This is a genomic window from Novipirellula rosea (assembly GCF_039541335.1).
GTDB classification, from domain to species: domain Bacteria; phylum Planctomycetota; class Planctomycetia; order Pirellulales; family Pirellulaceae; genus Novipirellula; species Novipirellula rosea.
Genome location: NZ_BAABGA010000037.1, coordinates 157689 through 176098, shown reverse-complemented (window position 1 = coordinate 176098; position 18410 = coordinate 157689). Strand labels below are relative to the sequence as shown.

Genomic DNA, 18410 nt, shown 5'->3' with positions numbered 1-18410 from the left:
GAAATGGGACGACCGAAACGAGCCGACGTGGCTGGCCAGATCTATCACATGCTCAATCGAGCCAATTCGCGAACCACCATCTTCCACAAGAAGGAAGACTACGACGCGTTTGAGACCTTGATGGCAGAAGCGGTTAGCAGCTTCAATGTTCAGCTTTTTAGCTACTGTATCATGCCCAATCACTGGCATTTTGTCGTCAGCCCCAATGTTGACGGCGAGATGGGGCGATTTGGCCAGTGGGTCACCCTGACCCACACCCAACGGTACCACGCTCACTATGATACCGTCGGCATGGGACATCTCTATCAAGGCCGTTACAAGTCGTTCCCAGTGCAGTCGGACGAGCACTTCCTGACGCTCTCACGCTACGTCGAGCGAAACCCGTTCACAGCACAGCTTTGCAGTAGTCCTGAGCAATGGGAGTGGGATAGCTTATTTCACTGGAATCGACAAACGTCAGTGTATCAATCGATGCTAAGCGTTTGGCCCATTCCTCGTCGCTCGAACTGGGTCGAATGGGTGCGAATGGAGTTTTCCGAAAGAGAACAAAACCAAATCGACTGGAGTATGCGACGAGGCGTCCCTTTTGGTAGCGAAAACTGGGTCGAATCGATGGTGCGAAAGTTTGACCTGGAATCGACCATGCGGCCTCGCGGTCGCCCTCGAAAAACCAATCCGAATCCCTGAAACTACCTATCCTGCCAAAAAGGTGTCCGACACCTTTTTTCTCTTCCGATGGTCATCGATCGCTACGAGGTGACGAAACAGGAATCACTTCGGCAGCAGGCTTACGACGTTTTCCAGGGCATCCGGTTGTGCGCGACCGCCCACGGAGCCAATGGTTTTCTGGCCCGCGGCGTCTGTCACGAGGACCTAAAGAGTATTTACATGAACTCGTCGCGAGACCAATACACCCATGCGGTGCACGGATTGTGGCACTATGCGAAGAGCCCGCTGTGCAGCGAAGAAACTCGGCAAGAGATCCGCGAGATCCTTTCGGCGATCGCCGACCGCATGATTCGCAATGTGACCGCCGAGAACGATTACGATTCACTCCGCGCCAACGGAACGGCCCGCACTGTCTGGGGAAGGCTTTCCGGATGGACGCGTTGTAGAGTTGGCTTTGATATCATTGATGTCCGCCGCGTGGGGATGCCGAAAAGGTTCGAAGTACTTCGAATCCTCGAAAACGGACAGAGTGGATATGTTGCGTTCAGTGTTCATCGCGCTTGGGATCATGGCGGTCATCGTCGGCCTTGAATTTCTGTTTATCGATTCTGCCACGATCTATCAGGGCGAACCGGCCAACGCGGTCAGTTTTGTTGACCCGACGGGGGCTCCCGCCAATTCCGCCAAAGTGTTCCGACCGAAAGAATGGATGCCCTGGTCGCTCCTTAGCGGAGGAATCATCACCATTGTGTACACCTACCTGATTCCCGTCCGCTATGCACGCTGGCGACAATCGCCCGGCCAATGACGGTCGCGGGACCGCCGCAGCGTGATGGAAGTGGGTGACTGTCTTGACGAATGGGGGCAGGCGATCTACCTTGCATTAAATCGGCTGCCACAGGGAAGCCACACTATTAGGAATACTTATTTAGCACGAATCGAATATTGCACGTCCGAAATCTCGAGTTGTTCTGTAGCGTTGCCGACGAACGCAGCTTTTCCAAAGCTGCGGCGGAGCACGATTTGACTCAGAGTGCCGTTAGCCAGGCGATGCAACAGCTTGAAGATTCGTTACATGTGCAGTTGATTGATCGCTCGAAGCGACCGCTTGTGTTGACTGCGGCGGGTCAAACCTACGTCCGCGGACTGCGTGATATTCTGCGTCAGTTGCAGCGGTTGGAAACGGAGGTGGTTTCGATCGGCGGCAAGCTGAGTGGTCAATTAAAGATCGGAACGATCTATTCGGTAGGACTCAGTTATCTGCCCGAGGCCAGCGAAGAATTCGCGGCACTTCATCCCGAAGTGGACGTCAAGCTCGAGTTTGGCTCGGTCGAAAAGGTGGTCGAGATGACCACCGACGGCGAGGTCGACTTTGGCTTAGTCAGCTTTCCCCGCAACAACAAAACATTGCAAAGCGTGATGTGGCAGCAGGAGCCGATGCGATTGGTGTGCTCGTCGGAGCATCCGTTTGCATCGCAAACCAATCTTTCACTTGATGCTCTCGAAGGCATCGCATTGATCGGTTTTGATCGTGGTTTGACGCTACGAAAAGAGATTGATCACTACCTGTTGAAAGCAGGGGTATCGGTTGACACTCGAATGGAATTCGACAACGCCGATTCATTGATCCGTGCGATTCAGGCAAGCCGCGGTGTGGGGATTGTCCCCGAAGCTGCGGTACGACGTGAAACGGCCAACGGATCCTTAAAAGTAGTAGCTTGTCGCGGGCTCCGGATGACACGCCCGCTTGGAATTATTTTTCGTCGACGAGGACAACTGAGCAAAGCGGCAAGTGAATACACTTCGCTGTTGCTTGGTCGCAGGGTTGAGACGGAAAAACGCAAATCCGGCAGCGGGAAGCATGCCGTGGAAAACTCAGCAACCGACGCCAGGACTGGCACTTCGGTTGTCGCTTGATACGCCCGAATCGCAAAACGCATCGAATTAGTCGATTGGTTTTGCCTACGGCACCCGGAAATCGCGGTGTGACTCGGACGCCATCATCCAAATTTTTACTAGCGAAATGGAAAGACTGAAAATGACTCTTCAACCCGAAAACAAGAACCCTTCTCTGAATCATTTGATCCAAGAAACGCAAACGGCTCCGAAAGCGGTTGCCGAATTCCATTTGCCACCGGCGCAAGGCTTGTACGACCCTAGCCACGAAAAGGATTCGTGTGGCGTGGGCTTCATTGCGCACATCAAAGGCAAACCAAGCCACCAAATTGTCTTGGACGCAGACCAAATCCTGCAAGCGATGGATCATCGCGGTGCATGCGGTTGCGAACCTAACACCGGTGACGGCTCGGGCATCATGTGTGGATTGCCGCACGCCTTTTTGAAGAAGGTTGCCAAGCGTGACCTCGGCGTCGACTTGCCCGCTGCGGGCCAATTCGCAGCCGGGTTGGTGTTTTTGCCCAAAGACGAGAACGAGCGAAAGCACTGCAAAGAAACCGTCGAAAAGTTGATCACCGAAGCGGGCCAAAAACTGATCGGTTGGCGTGTCGTACCACAGATGACCGACGTCGCCGACGTCGGTCCCACGGCGCGTCGCAGCGAACCGGTGATCGAACAATTGTTCGTCGCCGCCAGCGATGGACTGAACGACGATGCGTTTGATCGCAAATTGTACATGATCCACAAGCAAGCCAGTAAGCTTCGCGCCGACAAGTCGCTCAAGCAAGCGATGATGTTCTACATCTGTTCGCTGAGCACGAAAGTGATCATCTATAAGGGAATGCTCACTCCGGCGCAGGTGCTGCCGTATTACCCCGACTTGCAAGACGAGGATTTCGAAACCCACTTGGCCATGGTCCACAGTCGGTTTTCGACCAACACGTTCCCCAGCTGGGACCGTGCTCAACCGCTGCGTTTCATGAGCCACAACGGCGAAATCAATACACTTCGAGGCAACTCGAACTGGATGCGTGCACGCCAAGGATCAGCCAAGAGCGAATTGTTCGGCGACGATCTGAGTAAGTTATTCCCTGTGGTCGAACCGCACTGTAGCGACTCGGGAACCTTCGACAACGTGCTCGAATTCTTGCTAATGAACGGCCGCACACTGCAAGAAGCGATCATGATGATGGTCCCCGAAGCATGGCAAAAACATGAAACCATGCCTGAAGACAAACGTGCCTTCTACGAGTATTTCTCGTGTTTGATGGAACCTTGGGATGGTCCGGCATCGATCGCGTTTACCGATGGTCATTACATCGGCGCGACGTTGGACCGCAACGGACTGCGACCAAGCCGTTACTACATCACCCATGATGATCGCGTCATCATGGCCAGCGAAGTCGGCGTGTTGCCGGTCGATCCTGCGATTGTCAAAGAGAAAGGGCGTCTGCAACCGGGCAAGATGTTCTTGGTCGACTTTGCCGAAGGTCGTTTGATTCCTGACGAAGAACTCAAGAGCTCGTTCGCCAAGAAAATGCCGTACGGGGACTGGCTAAAAGAGAACCGTATTCGTTTGTCGGACTTGCATCCTGAATCGGAACCGCATGGCTTCGACAGCAAGACGCTGCTTCCGCGGATGCAAGCGTTCGGCTACACGCTCGAAACAATCAACTTCATGTTGCGTCCGCTGGTCGAACAGCTTCGCGACCCCGTCGGTTCGATGGGGAACGACAGCGCACTGGCGTGTTTGAGTGACAAGCCGCGGATGATTTACGATTACTTCAAGCAGTTGTTTGCTCAGGTGACCAACCCCGCAATCGATTCGATTCGCGAAGAAGTGATCATGTCGCTGGAGTGCTACATCGGCCCCGAGCAGAACCTGTTGGACGCCAGCCCCGAGCATTGCCACCGCTTGCTGGTGGACCACCCGATTTTGACCAATGAAGAAATTGCGGCACTCAAGCACATCAATTACGAAGGCTGGCACAGCCGCGTGATCGACATCACGTTTGACCGCAGCGAAGGCAAAGCGGGGCTGCAATCGACGCTTGACCGGATCGCCAAGGAAGCCGAAGAAGCGGCAGATCAAGGGATTCAATTGGTCGTGTTGAGCGATCGCGAGATCAGCCATGACCGCGTCCCCGTCAGTGCGTTGTTGGCCGTCGGTGCGGTTCACCATCACTTGGTCAAACAAGCGAAACGAACACGAATCGGGTTGGTGATTGAAACCGGTGAAGCCCGCGAAGTGCATCACCACTGTTTGTTGATCGGCTATGGCGCCGACGCAATCAATCCTTACTTGGCGTTCGAGGCACTGTGGCAAGCTCGCCGCGACGGATTGATGGATTCGACGCTCGATGACGACAAGATTGTCGCTGCGTACCGCAAGGCGGTTGCCAAAGGCATGCTGAAGGTGATGGCCAAGATGGGCATCAGCACGCTGCAAAGCTACAAGGGGGCTCAGATCTTCGAGGCACTTGGTTTAAAGGACGAGATCATCGCGACCAGCTTCGTGGGTACCGCGAGCCGAATCCAAGGGGTTTCGTTCGACATCCTTGCCGAAGAAACGATCCGCCGACACCGCTTGGGCTACCCCGAGCGAAGTGTTGATCGGCAAGCACAACTGCCCAACTTGGGCGAGTACCACTGGCGTGCCGAAGGCGAAAAACACGCCTGGGATCCTCAGTCAATCGCGACGCTACAGATGGCCGCGAGAAACAACAACGAAGACGCCTATTGGAAATTCGCTCACGGCATTAACGATGACAACCGCAAACGTTGTGCGCTGCGTGGATTGCTCGGTTTCAAAGAAGGGGTCGCGGGCGAAGCGATTCCATTGGACGAAGTTCAACCCGCTAGCGAGATCGTCAAACGATTCTGCACCGGCGCAATGAGCTTTGGCAGTATCAGCGCCGAGTCGCATGAAACGTTGGCAGTCGCAATGAACCGGCTGGGCGGAAAGAGCAACACCGGCGAAGGGGGGGAAGACCCCGTTCGTTTCCAAACGATGGAAAACGGCGACTCCAAGCGATCGGCGATCAAGCAAATCGCATCGGGACGTTTCGGCGTGACGATCGAATACTTGACCAATGCCGACGAGCTGCAGATCAAGATTTCGCAAGGTGCTAAGCCTGGCGAAGGGGGTGAATTGCCCGGCAAAAAGGTCGACAAGAACATCGCTCGGATTCGTTACAGCACGCCGGGCGTGGGTTTGATCAGCCCGCCGCCTCACCATGACATTTATTCGATCGAGGATTTGGCTCAGCTGATCCACGATTTGAAAAACGCCAACCGGGACGCCCGAATCAGCGTCAAGCTGGTTAGCGAAGTCGGCGTGGGCGTGATTGCCTCGGGTGTTGCCAAAGCGCACGCGGATCATATTTTGATCGCCGGTGACACCGGCGGAACCGGTGCCTCGCCGCTGACCAGCATCAAGCACGCTGGTTTGCCGTGGGAACTCGGGATCGCGGAAACGCATCAAGTTTTGGTGCTCAACGATTTGCGAAGCCGCGTGGTATTGCAAACCGACGGTGGGCTAAAAACAGGCCGCGACGTGGTGATCGCTGCGTTGTTGGGTGCCGAAGAGTTTGGCTTCGCCACCGCGCCGCTGATCACGCTCGGATGCATCATGATGCGTAAGTGTCACCTGAACACTTGCCCGGTTGGGATCGCAACTCAGGACCCTGAATTGCGAGCCAAGTTCACCGGTAAACCAGAGCATGTCGTGAACTATTTGTTCATGGTTGCCGAGGAAGCTCGTCGCATCATGGCGAAACTCGGGTTCCGTACGATCGACGAAATGGTCGGACGCACCGATTGCTTGAAGACCGAGGAAGCGATTCGCCACTGGAAGATGGACGGTCTCGATTTGACCCCAATCTTGCAACCGGCGAACAAGCCGCATGCCGATGTCGACGTCCGCTGCACCCGCGCCCAAGATCATGGTTTGGAAAAATCCTTGGACATGACGGTGTTGTTGGAAGCCGCGATGCCTGCACTTGAAAGCGGAACGAAGGTGACGATCGAATCGCCGATCATCAACATCAATCGCACCGTCGGCACGATCCTCAGCAACGAAGTGGCCAAACGATACGGCCAAGCGGGACTTCCCGACGGCACGATTCACATCAAACTGACCGGTTCGGCGGGGCAAAGTTTGGGTGCGTTCCTGTCACACGGAATCACGATCGAACTCGATGGTGATGCCAACGATTACGTCGGCAAGGGACTTTCCGGTGGACGTGTCGTGGTTTACCCACCGAAGCAAAGCAGCTTTGTCGCCGAGGACAACATCCTTGTCGGCAACGTCTGTTTGTACGGAGCGACCGGTGGCGAAGCGTTCTTGCGTGGACGTGCTGCCGAGCGTTTCGCGGTTCGCAACAGCGGTGCCAAAACGGTTGTCGAAGGTGTCGGCGACCACGGTTGTGAATACATGACCGGCGGCCGCGTGGTGGTGCTTGGAACGACGGGGCGTAACTTTGCAGCGGGGATGTCCGGAGGAATCGCCTATGTCTGGGACAAGAAAGGCGATTTCAATTTGAATTGCAACCTTGCCACGGTGGAACTCGAATCGATCGAAGGCGACGAGGAACAGGCCGAGGTCAAGGAGTTGATCCAATTGCATTACGATCACACCGGAAGTGCGGTGGCCAAGCAAGCACTAGAGGACTGGACCACGTTTGTCGCACAGTGCGTCAAGGTAATGCCGCGAGACTACAAACGCGTCTTGCAAGAAATGAAGGCTCAAACCGCCGCTTCGGCGTCGTAAGCCCCCAAAAAAATCGTCGAGCGGTCGGTGTCAAATCCACCGACCGCTCGACTCTCCTGCAGCGGGCGATCGCATATCGGCGGCGTCCATTACCGAACAACCACCACAACGACAAGATTGAGAATAGCTATGGGAAAGCCAACCGGATTCAAAGAGTTTGATCGCAAAAAAGTCGCCTGGCGACTGCCCGTCGTCCGCATCAACGATTACGACGAAATCTACACCGAACCTCGCGTCGAGCATCTGCGTGAACAAGGCGCCCGGTGTATGGATTGTGGCGTGCCGTTTTGTCAATCCAGCAGCGGTTGCCCGATCGATAACTTGATTCCCGAGTGGAACGACTTGGTTTACAACGACCGCTGGAAAGAAGCGATCGAACGACTTCACAAAACCAACAACTTCCCCGAGTTTACGGGCCGTGTGTGTCCTGCACCGTGCGAAGGTTCGTGCGTGCTTGGGATCACGAATCCTCCTGTGACGATCAAGAACATTGAAAACGCGATCGTCGATCGTGCTTGGGAAGAAGGTTGGATCCATCCAGAACCGCCGACCTCGCGGACCGGCAAAAAGGTGGCAATCGTCGGTAGCGGGCCTGCGGGATTGACCGCCGCGGATCAGTTGAACAAGGCTGGCCACGAAGTCACGGTCTATGAACGGGCCGACCGCATCGGTGGATTGCTGCAATACGGCATCCCCAACATGAAACTATCCAAAGAAGTGATCCAGCGTCGAATCGACAAGATGACGGCCGAAGGCATCAAGTTTGTGACCGGCGTGAATGTCGGCGAAGATGTCGATGCCAAAGAATTGACCAACGACTTTGACGCGTTGTTGTTGGCTTGTGGAGCGACCAAGCCTCGTGATTTGCCGATCGCAAACCGCGATGCCAATGGGGTTCACTTTGCAATGGAATTTTTAACTGCGAACACACAACAAAGCGTACACGGCGACGCCCTTGGCGATGCGTTCATCAGCGCCGAAGGCAAAGACGTGATCGTGATCGGCGGTGGTGACACCGGTACCGACTGTATCGGAACGAGCATCCGTCATGGTTGCCGCAGCCTGGTGAATTTTGAATTATTGCCGCAGCCGCCCGAAGATCGTGCATCGGACAACCCATGGCCCGAATGGCCGCGTATTTTCCGTGTCGATTACGGTCACGAAGAAGCGACGGCAAAGTTCGGCCGCGATCCTCGCGAGTACCAAATCCTCAGCAAGGAATTCCTCAAGGACGAAGCCGGCAATTTGCGTGGAATTAAAACCGTGCAAGTCCAATGGACCAAGGGCGACGACGGCGGTTGGAAGATGGCCGAAGTCGAAGGCAGCGAAAAAGAATGGCCCGCCCAGTTGATCTTGCTGGCGATGGGCTTCTTGGGGCCAGAGCAATATATCGCCAAATCGCTCGGCATCGAATGCGATCCACGCAGCAATTACCAAGCGACGCATGGTGAGTTTACCACCAGCATCGAAGGGGTCTTTGCCGCAGGCGATTGCCGTCGTGGCCAAAGCTTGGTCGTATGGGCGATCAACGAAGGTCGTGGTGCGGCACGAGCGATTGACATCTATTTGGAAGGATCCAGTTCGCTGCCAGCACCCGGCACCACGATGGGCACCTCGATGGAAGTCAGCTAAGCACCGTTGGAAGAATAACTGGCGGCGTCTTCCGTAGTGGACGAGGCAACGAGTTTCCGTAGTGGACGAGGCAACGAGTCCTTTTTGGCTCCGTGAAGCTGCAGGACTCGTAGTCTCGTCCACTACCGCCCGCCATTTATTGTTCCGCACGCCCTAAGCAGCTTACGTTGCAATTGCCGCCGAAGCTGAATCGTTTATGAATTCTTGGAAGCTTCCCGTTTCACGACGGGAAGCTCTAAACTAATCTGGACGCACTGAATTGCTCGACGTCTCCAAATAAGTGCATCACCGATGGGAAAACCCAAGAACAAGAAGTCGGATAAGCCCAAGTCAAAAGCCGCGAAGCCATCGCAAGCAGAGTTGGCTGACAAGTTCGACTGCTACCAAAAATCGGTTCAAACACCGGAGCATGAAGTCGAGTTTTTTGAGCAAGCCTATCGCGACTTCTACAACAAGAAACCGCTCACGCTACGCGAAGATTTCTGTGGCACCTTTGCGATCTGCTGCCACTGGGTGCAATCGGATCCCGAGCGGACCGCCGTCGGAGTCGATCTGTGTAGCGAAACGCTCGATTGGGGCCGCGAACATAACCTCGCAAAGCTTAGCGAGGGGCAACAGAGGCGTGTGAAGTTGCTGGAACAAGATGTTCGCAAACGCAATCGCCCTCAAGTCGATATTCTGTCGGCTCAGAACTTTTCGTTCTGGATTTTTAAGACGCGAGCCGAAGTGATCGACTACTTCAAAGCCGCTCGTGCGAATTTGAAGAGCGAAGGCGTGATGGTGATGGACATGATGGGGGGCGGCGAATGCTACACCGAAGAACACGTCGACAAACGCACCATCAAAAAAGGACGCAAAGGGTTTCGTTACGAGTGGGAACAAGCCTCGTTTAACCCTATCAACGCGGACGCGAGTTTCTATATTAGTTTCAAGTTCAAAGACGGCAGCAAACTAAAACGAGCGTTCGAGTACCACTGGCGTTTTTGGACGATCCCCGAAGTCCGCGAGATGCTCGCCGAAGCAGGTTTCAGCGAAAACCATGTCTACTGGGAAATCGAAGACAACGACGAAGATTCGCATTGGGAGCGAAGCGAAACCGCGTCAAGCGACCCGAGCTGGATCTGCTACATCGTCGCCGCCAAGTAACGCGACATCGTCGGCCAGCTTTCCAAGTGGGTACCGCCGTGCAGCGGATGATTCTCGATGAGGAACCGCGGGTAAAGTGGCAAACGGGTCCACCGCTCCGCACACGCTAACGGCTCGGAGAGCCGTGCGACATTGTCGAGCGAAGGCACGTTACTTCGGCAATAGCTCGAGCAGCCCTTTGGCGTCCACAAAACCAGAACGCTGCAGCTCGTTGCCGTCGGTATCGACCAACAAAATGGTCGGTACAAACTCAACACCAAACTTCTCAACCAGAACCTTGGTGTTCGCAGCGTCCATGTCCAAACGAAGCGGGACCACGTCGTTCCGCAAAGCTTGCTGAACCGCCGGGTCGGGCCACACGTGTTTGTCCATCATTCGGCAGGGCACACACCACGAGGCGGCAAAGTCGATCAACACCGGCCGTTTGAGCGTCCGAGATTCCGCAATCGCTTCGTCATAATCGCGGAACCATGTCACAGCCGCTTCAGCGTTGCGATCCGCTTCCGCCGATGCCGGTATCATGGCGTGGCTGACTCCTGGTTTGGACTGCTCGATGGCTAACGTCGCCATCGAGTCTGGGATGACATCGGGAATGGCACCGCTGCTGTGAATCCACACCGCTGCAACCATCACAATGAACATCATGATCGCGACGGCAACGATTGCACTGCGTCCGGATCGTTTTTTGATTTGACGTGAATTCATCAGACTACCTATTCCCTTTCATTTTTCGCCCGTGACGAGCGTTTAGAATCGAATGTACGCGTAACCTTGGTGTTGCAAATCGATCACTCGCGCGAACGCGGCAGCGGCGAGCAACACATCCGGATGGATATCCGCTTTTGCCCAGCCTTCCTTTTGACGCCGTGAATCACAAAATTCGACATGAACCCCCATCCGTTTCAATTCGGAAAGCAGTTTTGTGTTGGGGTTGCCGGTATCTGTGTTCTTCACTCGGTTCCATGCTTCGTCCGTCAAAATATGAGTGGACGCGTCGCCGTGAAAAACCGCTCGTAGATCAAGCTGATCCAGATCGATGCCTTGCTTTTCGTAGTACCCGCGAAGCTTCTTCAAATACAGCAGCGGCTTGCTGACACCTTCCTTCCATTCGTCTCGGGTGCATTGATAGACAACCTTGATCGGGCCTTCATACTGCAGCCCAATGACGGGCCGATTTGCGGGATCGGAATCCGAGCGAGACGAAGGGCTGTCCGTCGGTGACGCCGCAAATGCCGGCGCTGTCACACTGAGGGCAAGTACCGCAAGAGAGGCAAACGTGGTGGAGAAAAACTTATTCATCTTTGGTTTCCTTTTTACTGGAATCAGAGGAGGAGTTGACTGTGGTTTGGGGATCATCATGCTGGGCATTTTCATCAAGCAGCTCCGCTTCATGCGGATCGGCTTCGTGTTCTTGTTGCCGTCTCTTGATGAAATCCAGGTACTGCGAACGCAACACTTCGGGGCGGACGACGCACCGCACAGGCGGCTTGCCGGTATCCTTGACGTCGCCTTGATTGGCCAAGTAATCGCGGACCGCATCATGCGTGGTTTGTTCGATTTGCTTGGTTACGTGACAACGTTTGACGCGGTGAATCTGGTCTTCGGGCTGTCCCTTGCGAGCCCCCGCCGCGAGACTGTAGGACTTTTCAGGGTCCACCGGTTCTCCGTCGATCTCTAGACTTCGTAGTCGCTCGTTGGCTTTCGCGGTGGAATCGAATTGCACGTTCATATTGGTCGACGGTCTCGCCAACCAACCGCCGTACATCCGCAAAGGATCCTTGGAAAAAACGTTCTCAAATTCGTTTTCCCAATAGTCGATCAACTGTTGGCCGTAGGCTTTTCCGACTTTGATTTCCAAATTCAGTGGCAACCAGTTCCACAAATCGGCTTCGGTGATGGGGCCTGGAGCAGTCGGCGGCGAAAAGCGAAAACCGTTACTGAGTGCGATATCGGTTCCCGCCGATTCCTTGACGGCATCGGCAATCAATCGATCCATCGACGTGCTCATCACGTTGTAGCGTTCGAGCCAGATATCGGTGTGACCGATTTCACGATTCATTCGCTCGCGGTGCGGGGCTAGAACCTCGTCAACGATTTTTTTGACTTGTTCGTCTTCGGCAAATTTGTCTTCACGCAGCTCGATCAATTCCCATTGACGATCGACGATTTTGCCCTCGGACATCGTGATATCCATCACCCCGACGAGCGAGCCAAACGCACCGGCTTCGACCACCCAAACGTCGCCCACTTCGATCGGTTCGTAAGTGCGTTCATGCGTGTCCGCCGAAAGCGAAATGTCGACACCGCGAAGCTGGCGTGTCAACGGAACAGCTTTGTGTAAACCGATGTGAGTGACAAGCACCACCACGTCGACTTTTTCTTCGTTGCGAAGTTCGTCGATCAAAGGTTGCAACACCTTGGCTGCTTGAAAGTTCAATCCTTCACTCATGTGCGGCGGCTGTCGCGAGGGAACGTCGGGATCGGTGAAACCGAGTACACCAATCTTTACTCCATTGACTTCCTTGACGAGATACGGTCGGAAGGACCGCTCGCCCGTTTTTGCATCAAAGATATTGGCAGCGATCATCGGATAGTTAACTTTTTCGCTGAGCGTTTGCAGCTGCTTCGCTCCGTACGCCACCGACCAGTTGCCAGGGATGGCGAGGTCAAATCCGAGTGCATTCAACGGCCGCACCATCACCTCGCCTTGGGTCCACGCGCCGGGGCCGCTGCCTTGGAAGGTGTCCCCGCCATCGATTTTGAGCATTCCGTGAGGCCGTTGGGCTTCGAGTTGCTTAAACGCTGTGGCGATGCGACTCAGTCCACCTGCATTGTGAACACGCTCTGATTCATCACCTTGCCAAAACAATTCAGGGTGCGGTTCCAGTTGTGCGTGAATGTCATTGACAAAAGCAATCGAGAACTTTTTCGTTTTCATCTTAGTGCCGTGTGTGGAGACGTTGTTGGCGGCCGAGACCGATATCGTCATGGCCAAACATCCGGCAACGGCAGCAACAAAAATGCCGAAACGATTCATGATGGAAAATTCCCAAAAAAGAGAAGAAGAAAGAGGCATCCCGAAGTCGTAAGCGACGGGGACAATTCGAGTCTTAGGCCGTTCGTGTCGTATCGCTTGCCTTGCCCGGCTTGTTGGGTTTCAGCGATTCGTAACCGGCCGCCGTCCATGCGTCCCAAGACCCTGGAACGGTCCGTGCGTCGAACCCGCTCGCTCGCAGGACGCTGACCGCGACACTGGCCCGGTAACCGTTACCGCAGTACACGACCACCGGTTTGTTCTTATCCAACTCGCGCATTCGCTTGGGGATTTCGGGCAAGAACATGTACTGGGCTCCGGGCATATGCCCCATATCCCACTCCGACGGTTGGCGGACATCAAGCAGGGTCATTTGATCGGTCGGGAACCGCTGATTCACGTCATGGACCGACATCGTTTGGAACGAATCGAATTTGCGGCCCGAGTTGATCCACGCTTTCATATCGCCATCGAGCGCGACTTTGACATTCGTCAGCCCGACACGCGAAAGCCAATCCAACGGATCCTCAAAATTTCCTTCCGCGGGCTTGATGATCGCGATCGGGCGATCAGGATCCAACATCCAACCGCCCCACTTCGAGAGCACTTCGTTGTAACCAATGTTCATGGCACCCCGAATGTGACCGCCAGCAAAGGCTTGCATCAAACGGGTATCAAGCAGCTGCATGCCGCTGGACTGAATCACTTTGTCGAACGCATCAGGCTTGAGCCGCTGGACCTGCGGCGTGCCCCCCAAGATCTCAGGCCCCGCTGCATTGATTTTCTTCATTCGTGGCCAGTAATAGGGCACAGGCGGCTGAGCACTCAGCAGGGCTTCGATAAATATTTCTTGGTTGTTCATTCGCCAATACGGATTACCTTGACGTTCCTTTCCAAGCGTTGGATCCCCTTCGGGTGCTTTGATCCCGGCACCGCAGGGCGAACCGGGACCATGAGCGGGATAGATCGTCAATTGGTCTGGCAATTCAGTGAACGCATTCTGCACCGATTGGTAGAGCGACTTTGCCAGCGAATCGGTATTTTTCACGCCCATCAAATCAGGACGTCCGACACTGCCGATAAACAGAAAGTCGCCCGTGAACAATGCCCATGCTTGACCGCCGCCTTTGGACGACGCCAAATACGACATATGCTCAGGCGTGTGCCCCGGTGTGTGGATACCACGAAGCTTGATGCTGCCCACCGTCACTTCGTCCCCATCTCGGATAGGCCGATCGACTTTAAATCCGTATCCCGGATCACCTTCGATACTTGCCACAATCTGTGCCGAGCCGCTGCGATCGGCGAGTTCTCGGGAACCGGAAACAAAGTCAGCATGGACATGCGTTTCCATCACATGGGTGATTGTCAGCCCATGTTTTTCCGCCAGATCCAAGTACACCTGAACATCGCGGCGAGGATCGATCACGACAGCCACCCCGGCGTTCTTATCACCGAGAAAATACGAGTAATGCGACAAGCCTCCTGCTTTGATCGTTTCCAGAACGATATGCGGCGGTAGCTCGGTGGCGCTGCTGTTCTCGCCCGCCCGGGCGACAGTTCCGAGGTTCGTCAGCAAGGCAGTCCCCAGCCCTAAAGCTCCGGCGTGCTGCAAAACTTCGCGACGATTAAAGGTGGTCATCATTGGCTCCGTTAGATTGCGTTTGCTTGAGCAGGGGCGTCCGAGAATCGCTCCAGACACAACACTCAAAAGGTTCATTGACTTTTAATGTACGCATCCCCATTCGATCCGCCACCCCAAGACTCAAAAACTTCATTGACTCTGCGACCCACGAGGCTATGATTGCAAAGCTGAAGACCGCAGAAATTTCAGGCGGAGACGCGAAAAAAGGGAGACGTTGCCAAAACGCGTTTTTTTTCTGACGCGTGTTCGACACACGCTGTTTTTAGTTCCGCGTGGCTTCGTTGTGAGATCGCGGCTCGCACCAGGTGACGGCAGCGTGGCCGCACGACATCCTGCTTTCCCCCCCGAATAACATCATGCTCGACAAACAGAATCAGGCGGCGATTTACCAGCAACTTGCCGACGTGGGGGGGGCACTCTCGAATCCACATCGGTTGAAAATGATCAGCCTGTTGGCTCAGGGTGAAAAACCGATTGACGAATTGGCGCAATTGACCAATCAATCGCTTGCGGCGGCGAGCGCCAATGTGAAGGTGCTAAGAAACTGCCACTTGATCGCGACTGAAAAGCGGGGTCGCAGCGTTTACTGCTCGCTCAAAGACCCGCGTGTCGCGGAGTTATGGCTGCGATTTCGTGATCTTGGCGAAGTGGTGGTCCCCGAGATTCGCGAAGTCATGCGAGAGGAATTTGATGCCGATGAAGGCCTATCCCCGCTGACAGAACTTGAGCTCAACGCCAAACTCGATCGCGGACGTTTCAGCTTGTTGGATCTGCGTCCGGCATCGGAATATGAACAGGGGCATTTGCCCAAAGCGAGAAACGTTCCATTTGCCACGCTTGCCGAAGCGGCAGCAAACTTACCCAAATCGGCAACAATGCTGGTCTATTGCCGCGGCCCGTTTTGCGCGGCCGCCTTCGCGGGAAATCGCTGGCTTCGAGAACATCAATTCAAGTCCCAGCGTTTGCGTTTCAGCGTCCCCGAATGGAAAGCGGCGGGGCTTAGCATCGAGCGTCACTAAAGACTTGTGCGTCACTAAAGACTTGTGACTTCGCAGAGGAACACCCAACATGCAAGCGGGATGCCCCGTCACTAGTCGATAAAGCCCACTCGCACGGCTTTGACCGCGGCATCGGTTCGATCGTTGGCGCCAAGTTTTCGCAGAATGTTTTGAACGTGCTCTTTCACCGTCTCGACACTGATCATCAGCGACTTAGCGATCTCTTTGTTGCTGAGTCCTAACGCGATGTGCAGCAACACCTGAGATTCGCGGCTTGTCAAAGGCCAATCACACTTAAATTTGGTGAGGTCGACTTCATTGAGCATCTTCTCACGAATTTGATGAAACCGCCCTTCGGGAACAGCTCCTTGAGAGTTGATCGCGCGTGAGACGGCATCGATCAAACCTTGTCGCTCGGTATTCTTGAGGACGTAATCGTTAGCCCCCAGAGCGGCGGCACGAGCAATGTAGGTCGGATTATCGTAGCTGCTAAGCACTACAACCGGCACATCGAATTCGGATTGCCGAATTTTCTCTAGTAATTCGAGGCCGTTCATTTCCGGCATTCGGATATCCATAATCACAGCGGCGAAGGGCTGCTGAGCCATGAATTTCAACGCCTCTTCCGAGGTACCTGTCGACATCGCGACCTGCATGGAAGTCCCATTAAACATGCATTTTAAGCCAAAACGTGCGGCTTCGTGATCGTCGACAACCAGTAGTTGGGGGGACATGCTTGCTTCCAAAAAAACGATGATTGTGAACGTGCTGTAGAACTTGTGATGTCGACGATTGTTCACTGTTTGTGTACTCAACACTAGCCCACTTTATTCGCTAAAGCATTGATAAAAAAGCACTTACAGTCAGAACGGAGCAAAAAACCACGCCAAAGGTGGGGTTTCGGATTGCCGTAAGCCCCTGAATGCGCGTATTCGCACTTATTTGACCGGATCTTAATGGTGACCTAGATACCTGTGTTGTTCCGCATCACCGGAAACTGCTGATTTTGTACGACACCACCGCTGGCATACCTTGACCGGTGTGGCGGCCGTTCCCATAGCCAATCCCGTCTCACGCCCTTCGATCTACAAATCATCATGAGCGCATCTGCATCGATCCTGTTAGTCGACGACGACCAACATCTCGCCGATTCCATGGCTCAGTGGTTGCGTGAGATGTCCAACCATGTCGAGACAGCGGGAACCTTGACGGCGGCCAAGGCGGCGCTGAAAAAACAAAAATTTGATCTGGTGATCACCGATCTTCGTCTCGGAGCAGACGACGGATTCGATTTGATTGGTTACACCAAAAAACAATATCCAGACACCTCCGTGCTGGTTATCACCGGCTACGCGACTCCGGACACGGCGGTTCAAGCGGTCCGTGCGGGTGCATTTGATCTATTGACTAAACCGTTGATCGACGACGAATTAACATTGGCGATCGAACGCGCGGTCGAGCAGCGAAAGATTGCCCAAGAAAACGAGACACTGCGTTTGCAGTTAGATCGCCGCAGCGGGATGGAGAACATCCTCAGTCACGATTATCGCATGCTAAAGGTATTTGATGTCATCGACAGCGTGGCGGACGCGCGAGCTTCGATCTTAATCACGGGCGAAAACGGCACAGGGAAAAGTATGATCGCCCGAGCCATTCACGCTCGTAGCTCGCGGCGAAACGGCCCCTTTGTCGAGGTTGCTTGTGGGGCATTACCGGACACACTGCTCGAAAGTGAATTGTTTGGTCACGTTTCAGGTGCGTTCACGGGAGCCAACCATGACAAGCCCGGCAAGTTCGACATGGCAGACGGCGGAACGCTGTTCTTAGACGAAATCGCGACGGCAACTCCGGCGATGCAAGTCAAGCTGTTACGCGTGCTACAAGAATTCAAATTCGAGCCTCTCGGAGGCAACGAAACGCATTCGGTCGACACGCGTGTGATCTTGGCCACCAACGAAGACCTGACCGGTGCGGTCACAAGCGGTGCGTTCCGGCAAGATTTGTACTACCGAATCAACGTCGTGAACATTGTATTGCCACCGCTGCGAGAACGTCCCGGCGACGTCACATTGTTGGTGGACCATTTTCTCACCGAGGCCGCCGAATCGTGCGGTCGCGAGATCGAAGGATTTGATCGCGAAGCCATCGCGGCTCTACAAAACTACAGTTGGCCGGGGAACGTACGTCAACTCGAGAACATTGTCGAGCGCGCTGTCTTGCTTGGCCGCGGTTCAGTATTGACGGTCGAGGATCTGCCACCGGAAGTGACAGGGCGAACATCCGACGTCGCTTTTTCCAGTTCTACGACAAGTCCGACCAACCGCGTCAACCACGCGATCGGGCAAGTCGACGGCAAAACATTGCGTGAAGCCTTAGAAGCCCCCGAGCGAGAAATCATCCTGCAATCGCTACGTTCGCATCACTGGAATCGCGCCGCCACAGCGGACGCGTTGGACATCAACCGCACGACGCTCTACAAAAAAATGAAGCGTCTCGGCTTAGATGACCCACGTTTGCAATATGCAAATTAGCGGTTTGTCCATCTTCAATGTTTGGGTTCAAAATTGCGGAACTCGCGTGCGTGTTCCCGATCGGGTGAAAAACCCGACGAAAGTCTTG

The 18410-nt window shown here is 54.5% G+C and carries 14 protein-coding genes; 9 read left to right on the top strand and 5 right to left on the bottom strand.

Annotation, left to right across the window (positions count from 1 at the left end):
- Positions 1–3: 3 nt before the first annotated feature.
- The 7 genes from ABD971_RS15830 to ABD971_RS15800 all read left to right on the top strand — a co-directional run bounded on the left by ABD971_RS15830 (position 4) and on the right by ABD971_RS15800 (position 10114).
- Entirely contained in the window at positions 4–687 is a 684-nt protein-coding gene (locus ABD971_RS15830; RefSeq protein ID WP_345323609.1) for a transposase, read from the top strand.
- A gap of 48 nt (positions 688–735) precedes the next feature.
- A complete protein-coding gene (locus ABD971_RS15825) occupies positions 736–1260 on the top strand; it encodes a hypothetical protein (RefSeq protein WP_345323607.1) in 525 nt (174 codons plus the stop codon).
- Positions 1238–1477 carry a hypothetical protein gene (locus ABD971_RS15820; RefSeq protein WP_345323605.1) on the top strand — a complete coding sequence of 80 codons (240 nt, stop codon included), beginning with the start codon at positions 1238–1240 and terminating at the stop codon, positions 1475–1477. The genes ABD971_RS15825 and ABD971_RS15820 overlap by 23 nt, the downstream gene beginning before the upstream one ends.
- 137 nt (positions 1478–1614) lie before the next feature.
- The gene (locus tag ABD971_RS15815) at positions 1615–2586 is read left to right on the top strand and encodes a LysR family transcriptional regulator (protein ID WP_339936980.1); all 972 of its coding nucleotides are present in this window, start codon (positions 1615–1617) and stop codon (positions 2584–2586) included.
- Positions 2587–2707: 121 nt separating this feature from the next.
- Positions 2708–7336: a glutamate synthase large subunit gene (gene gltB / locus ABD971_RS15810; protein WP_345323603.1), complete on the top strand. Its 4629-nt coding sequence runs from the start codon at positions 2708–2710 to the stop codon at positions 7334–7336.
- Positions 7337–7465: 129 nt separating this feature from the next.
- Positions 7466–8968: a glutamate synthase subunit beta gene (locus ABD971_RS15805; RefSeq protein ID WP_339936976.1), complete on the top strand. Its 1503-nt coding sequence runs from the start codon at positions 7466–7468 to the stop codon at positions 8966–8968.
- Between the two features lie 291 nt (positions 8969–9259).
- Positions 9260–10114 carry a class I SAM-dependent methyltransferase gene (locus ABD971_RS15800; protein WP_345323600.1) on the top strand — a complete coding sequence of 285 codons (855 nt, stop codon included), beginning with the start codon at positions 9260–9262 and terminating at the stop codon, positions 10112–10114.
- 150 nt (positions 10115–10264) lie between these two features.
- Here ABD971_RS15800 and ABD971_RS15795 read toward each other — a convergent pair whose 3' ends face one another.
- The 4 genes from ABD971_RS15795 to ABD971_RS15780 form a co-directional block, all read right to left on the bottom strand.
- Positions 10265–10819, bottom strand: coding sequence for a thioredoxin family protein (locus ABD971_RS15795; RefSeq protein ID WP_345323598.1), 555 nt, complete (start codon positions 10817–10819; stop codon positions 10265–10267).
- A 42-nt stretch (positions 10820–10861) separates the two neighbouring features.
- Positions 10862–11413, bottom strand: coding sequence for a DsrE family protein (locus ABD971_RS15790; RefSeq protein WP_345323596.1), 552 nt, complete (start codon positions 11411–11413; stop codon positions 10862–10864).
- Positions 11406–13151, bottom strand: coding sequence for a bifunctional metallophosphatase/5'-nucleotidase (locus ABD971_RS15785; RefSeq protein WP_345323594.1), 1746 nt, complete (start codon positions 13149–13151; stop codon positions 11406–11408). The genes ABD971_RS15790 and ABD971_RS15785 overlap by 8 nt, the downstream gene beginning before the upstream one ends.
- A 73-nt stretch (positions 13152–13224) precedes the next feature.
- Positions 13225–14790 carry an MBL fold metallo-hydrolase gene (locus ABD971_RS15780; protein ID WP_345323592.1) on the bottom strand — a complete coding sequence of 522 codons (1566 nt, stop codon included), beginning with the start codon at positions 14788–14790 and terminating at the stop codon, positions 13225–13227.
- Positions 14791–15149: 359 nt separating this feature from the next.
- On the opposite strand from ABD971_RS15780, the gene ABD971_RS15775 reads away from it, so the two are divergent.
- On the top strand, positions 15150–15812 hold the full coding sequence (locus ABD971_RS15775) for a metalloregulator ArsR/SmtB family transcription factor (protein WP_339936968.1): 663 nt from the start codon (positions 15150–15152) through the stop codon (positions 15810–15812).
- A 71-nt stretch (positions 15813–15883) separates the two neighbouring features.
- On the opposite strand, the gene ABD971_RS15770 is transcribed toward ABD971_RS15775, so the two are convergent.
- The gene (locus ABD971_RS15770; RefSeq protein ID WP_339936967.1) at positions 15884–16525 is read right to left on the bottom strand and encodes a response regulator transcription factor; all 642 of its coding nucleotides are present in this window, start codon (positions 16523–16525) and stop codon (positions 15884–15886) included.
- Between the two features lie 363 nt (positions 16526–16888).
- On the opposite strand from ABD971_RS15770, the gene ABD971_RS15765 reads away from it, so the two are divergent.
- Entirely contained in the window at positions 16889–18322 is a 1434-nt protein-coding gene (locus tag ABD971_RS15765; protein ID WP_345323589.1) for a sigma-54-dependent transcriptional regulator, read from the top strand.
- Positions 18323–18410: the final 88 nt, after the last annotated feature.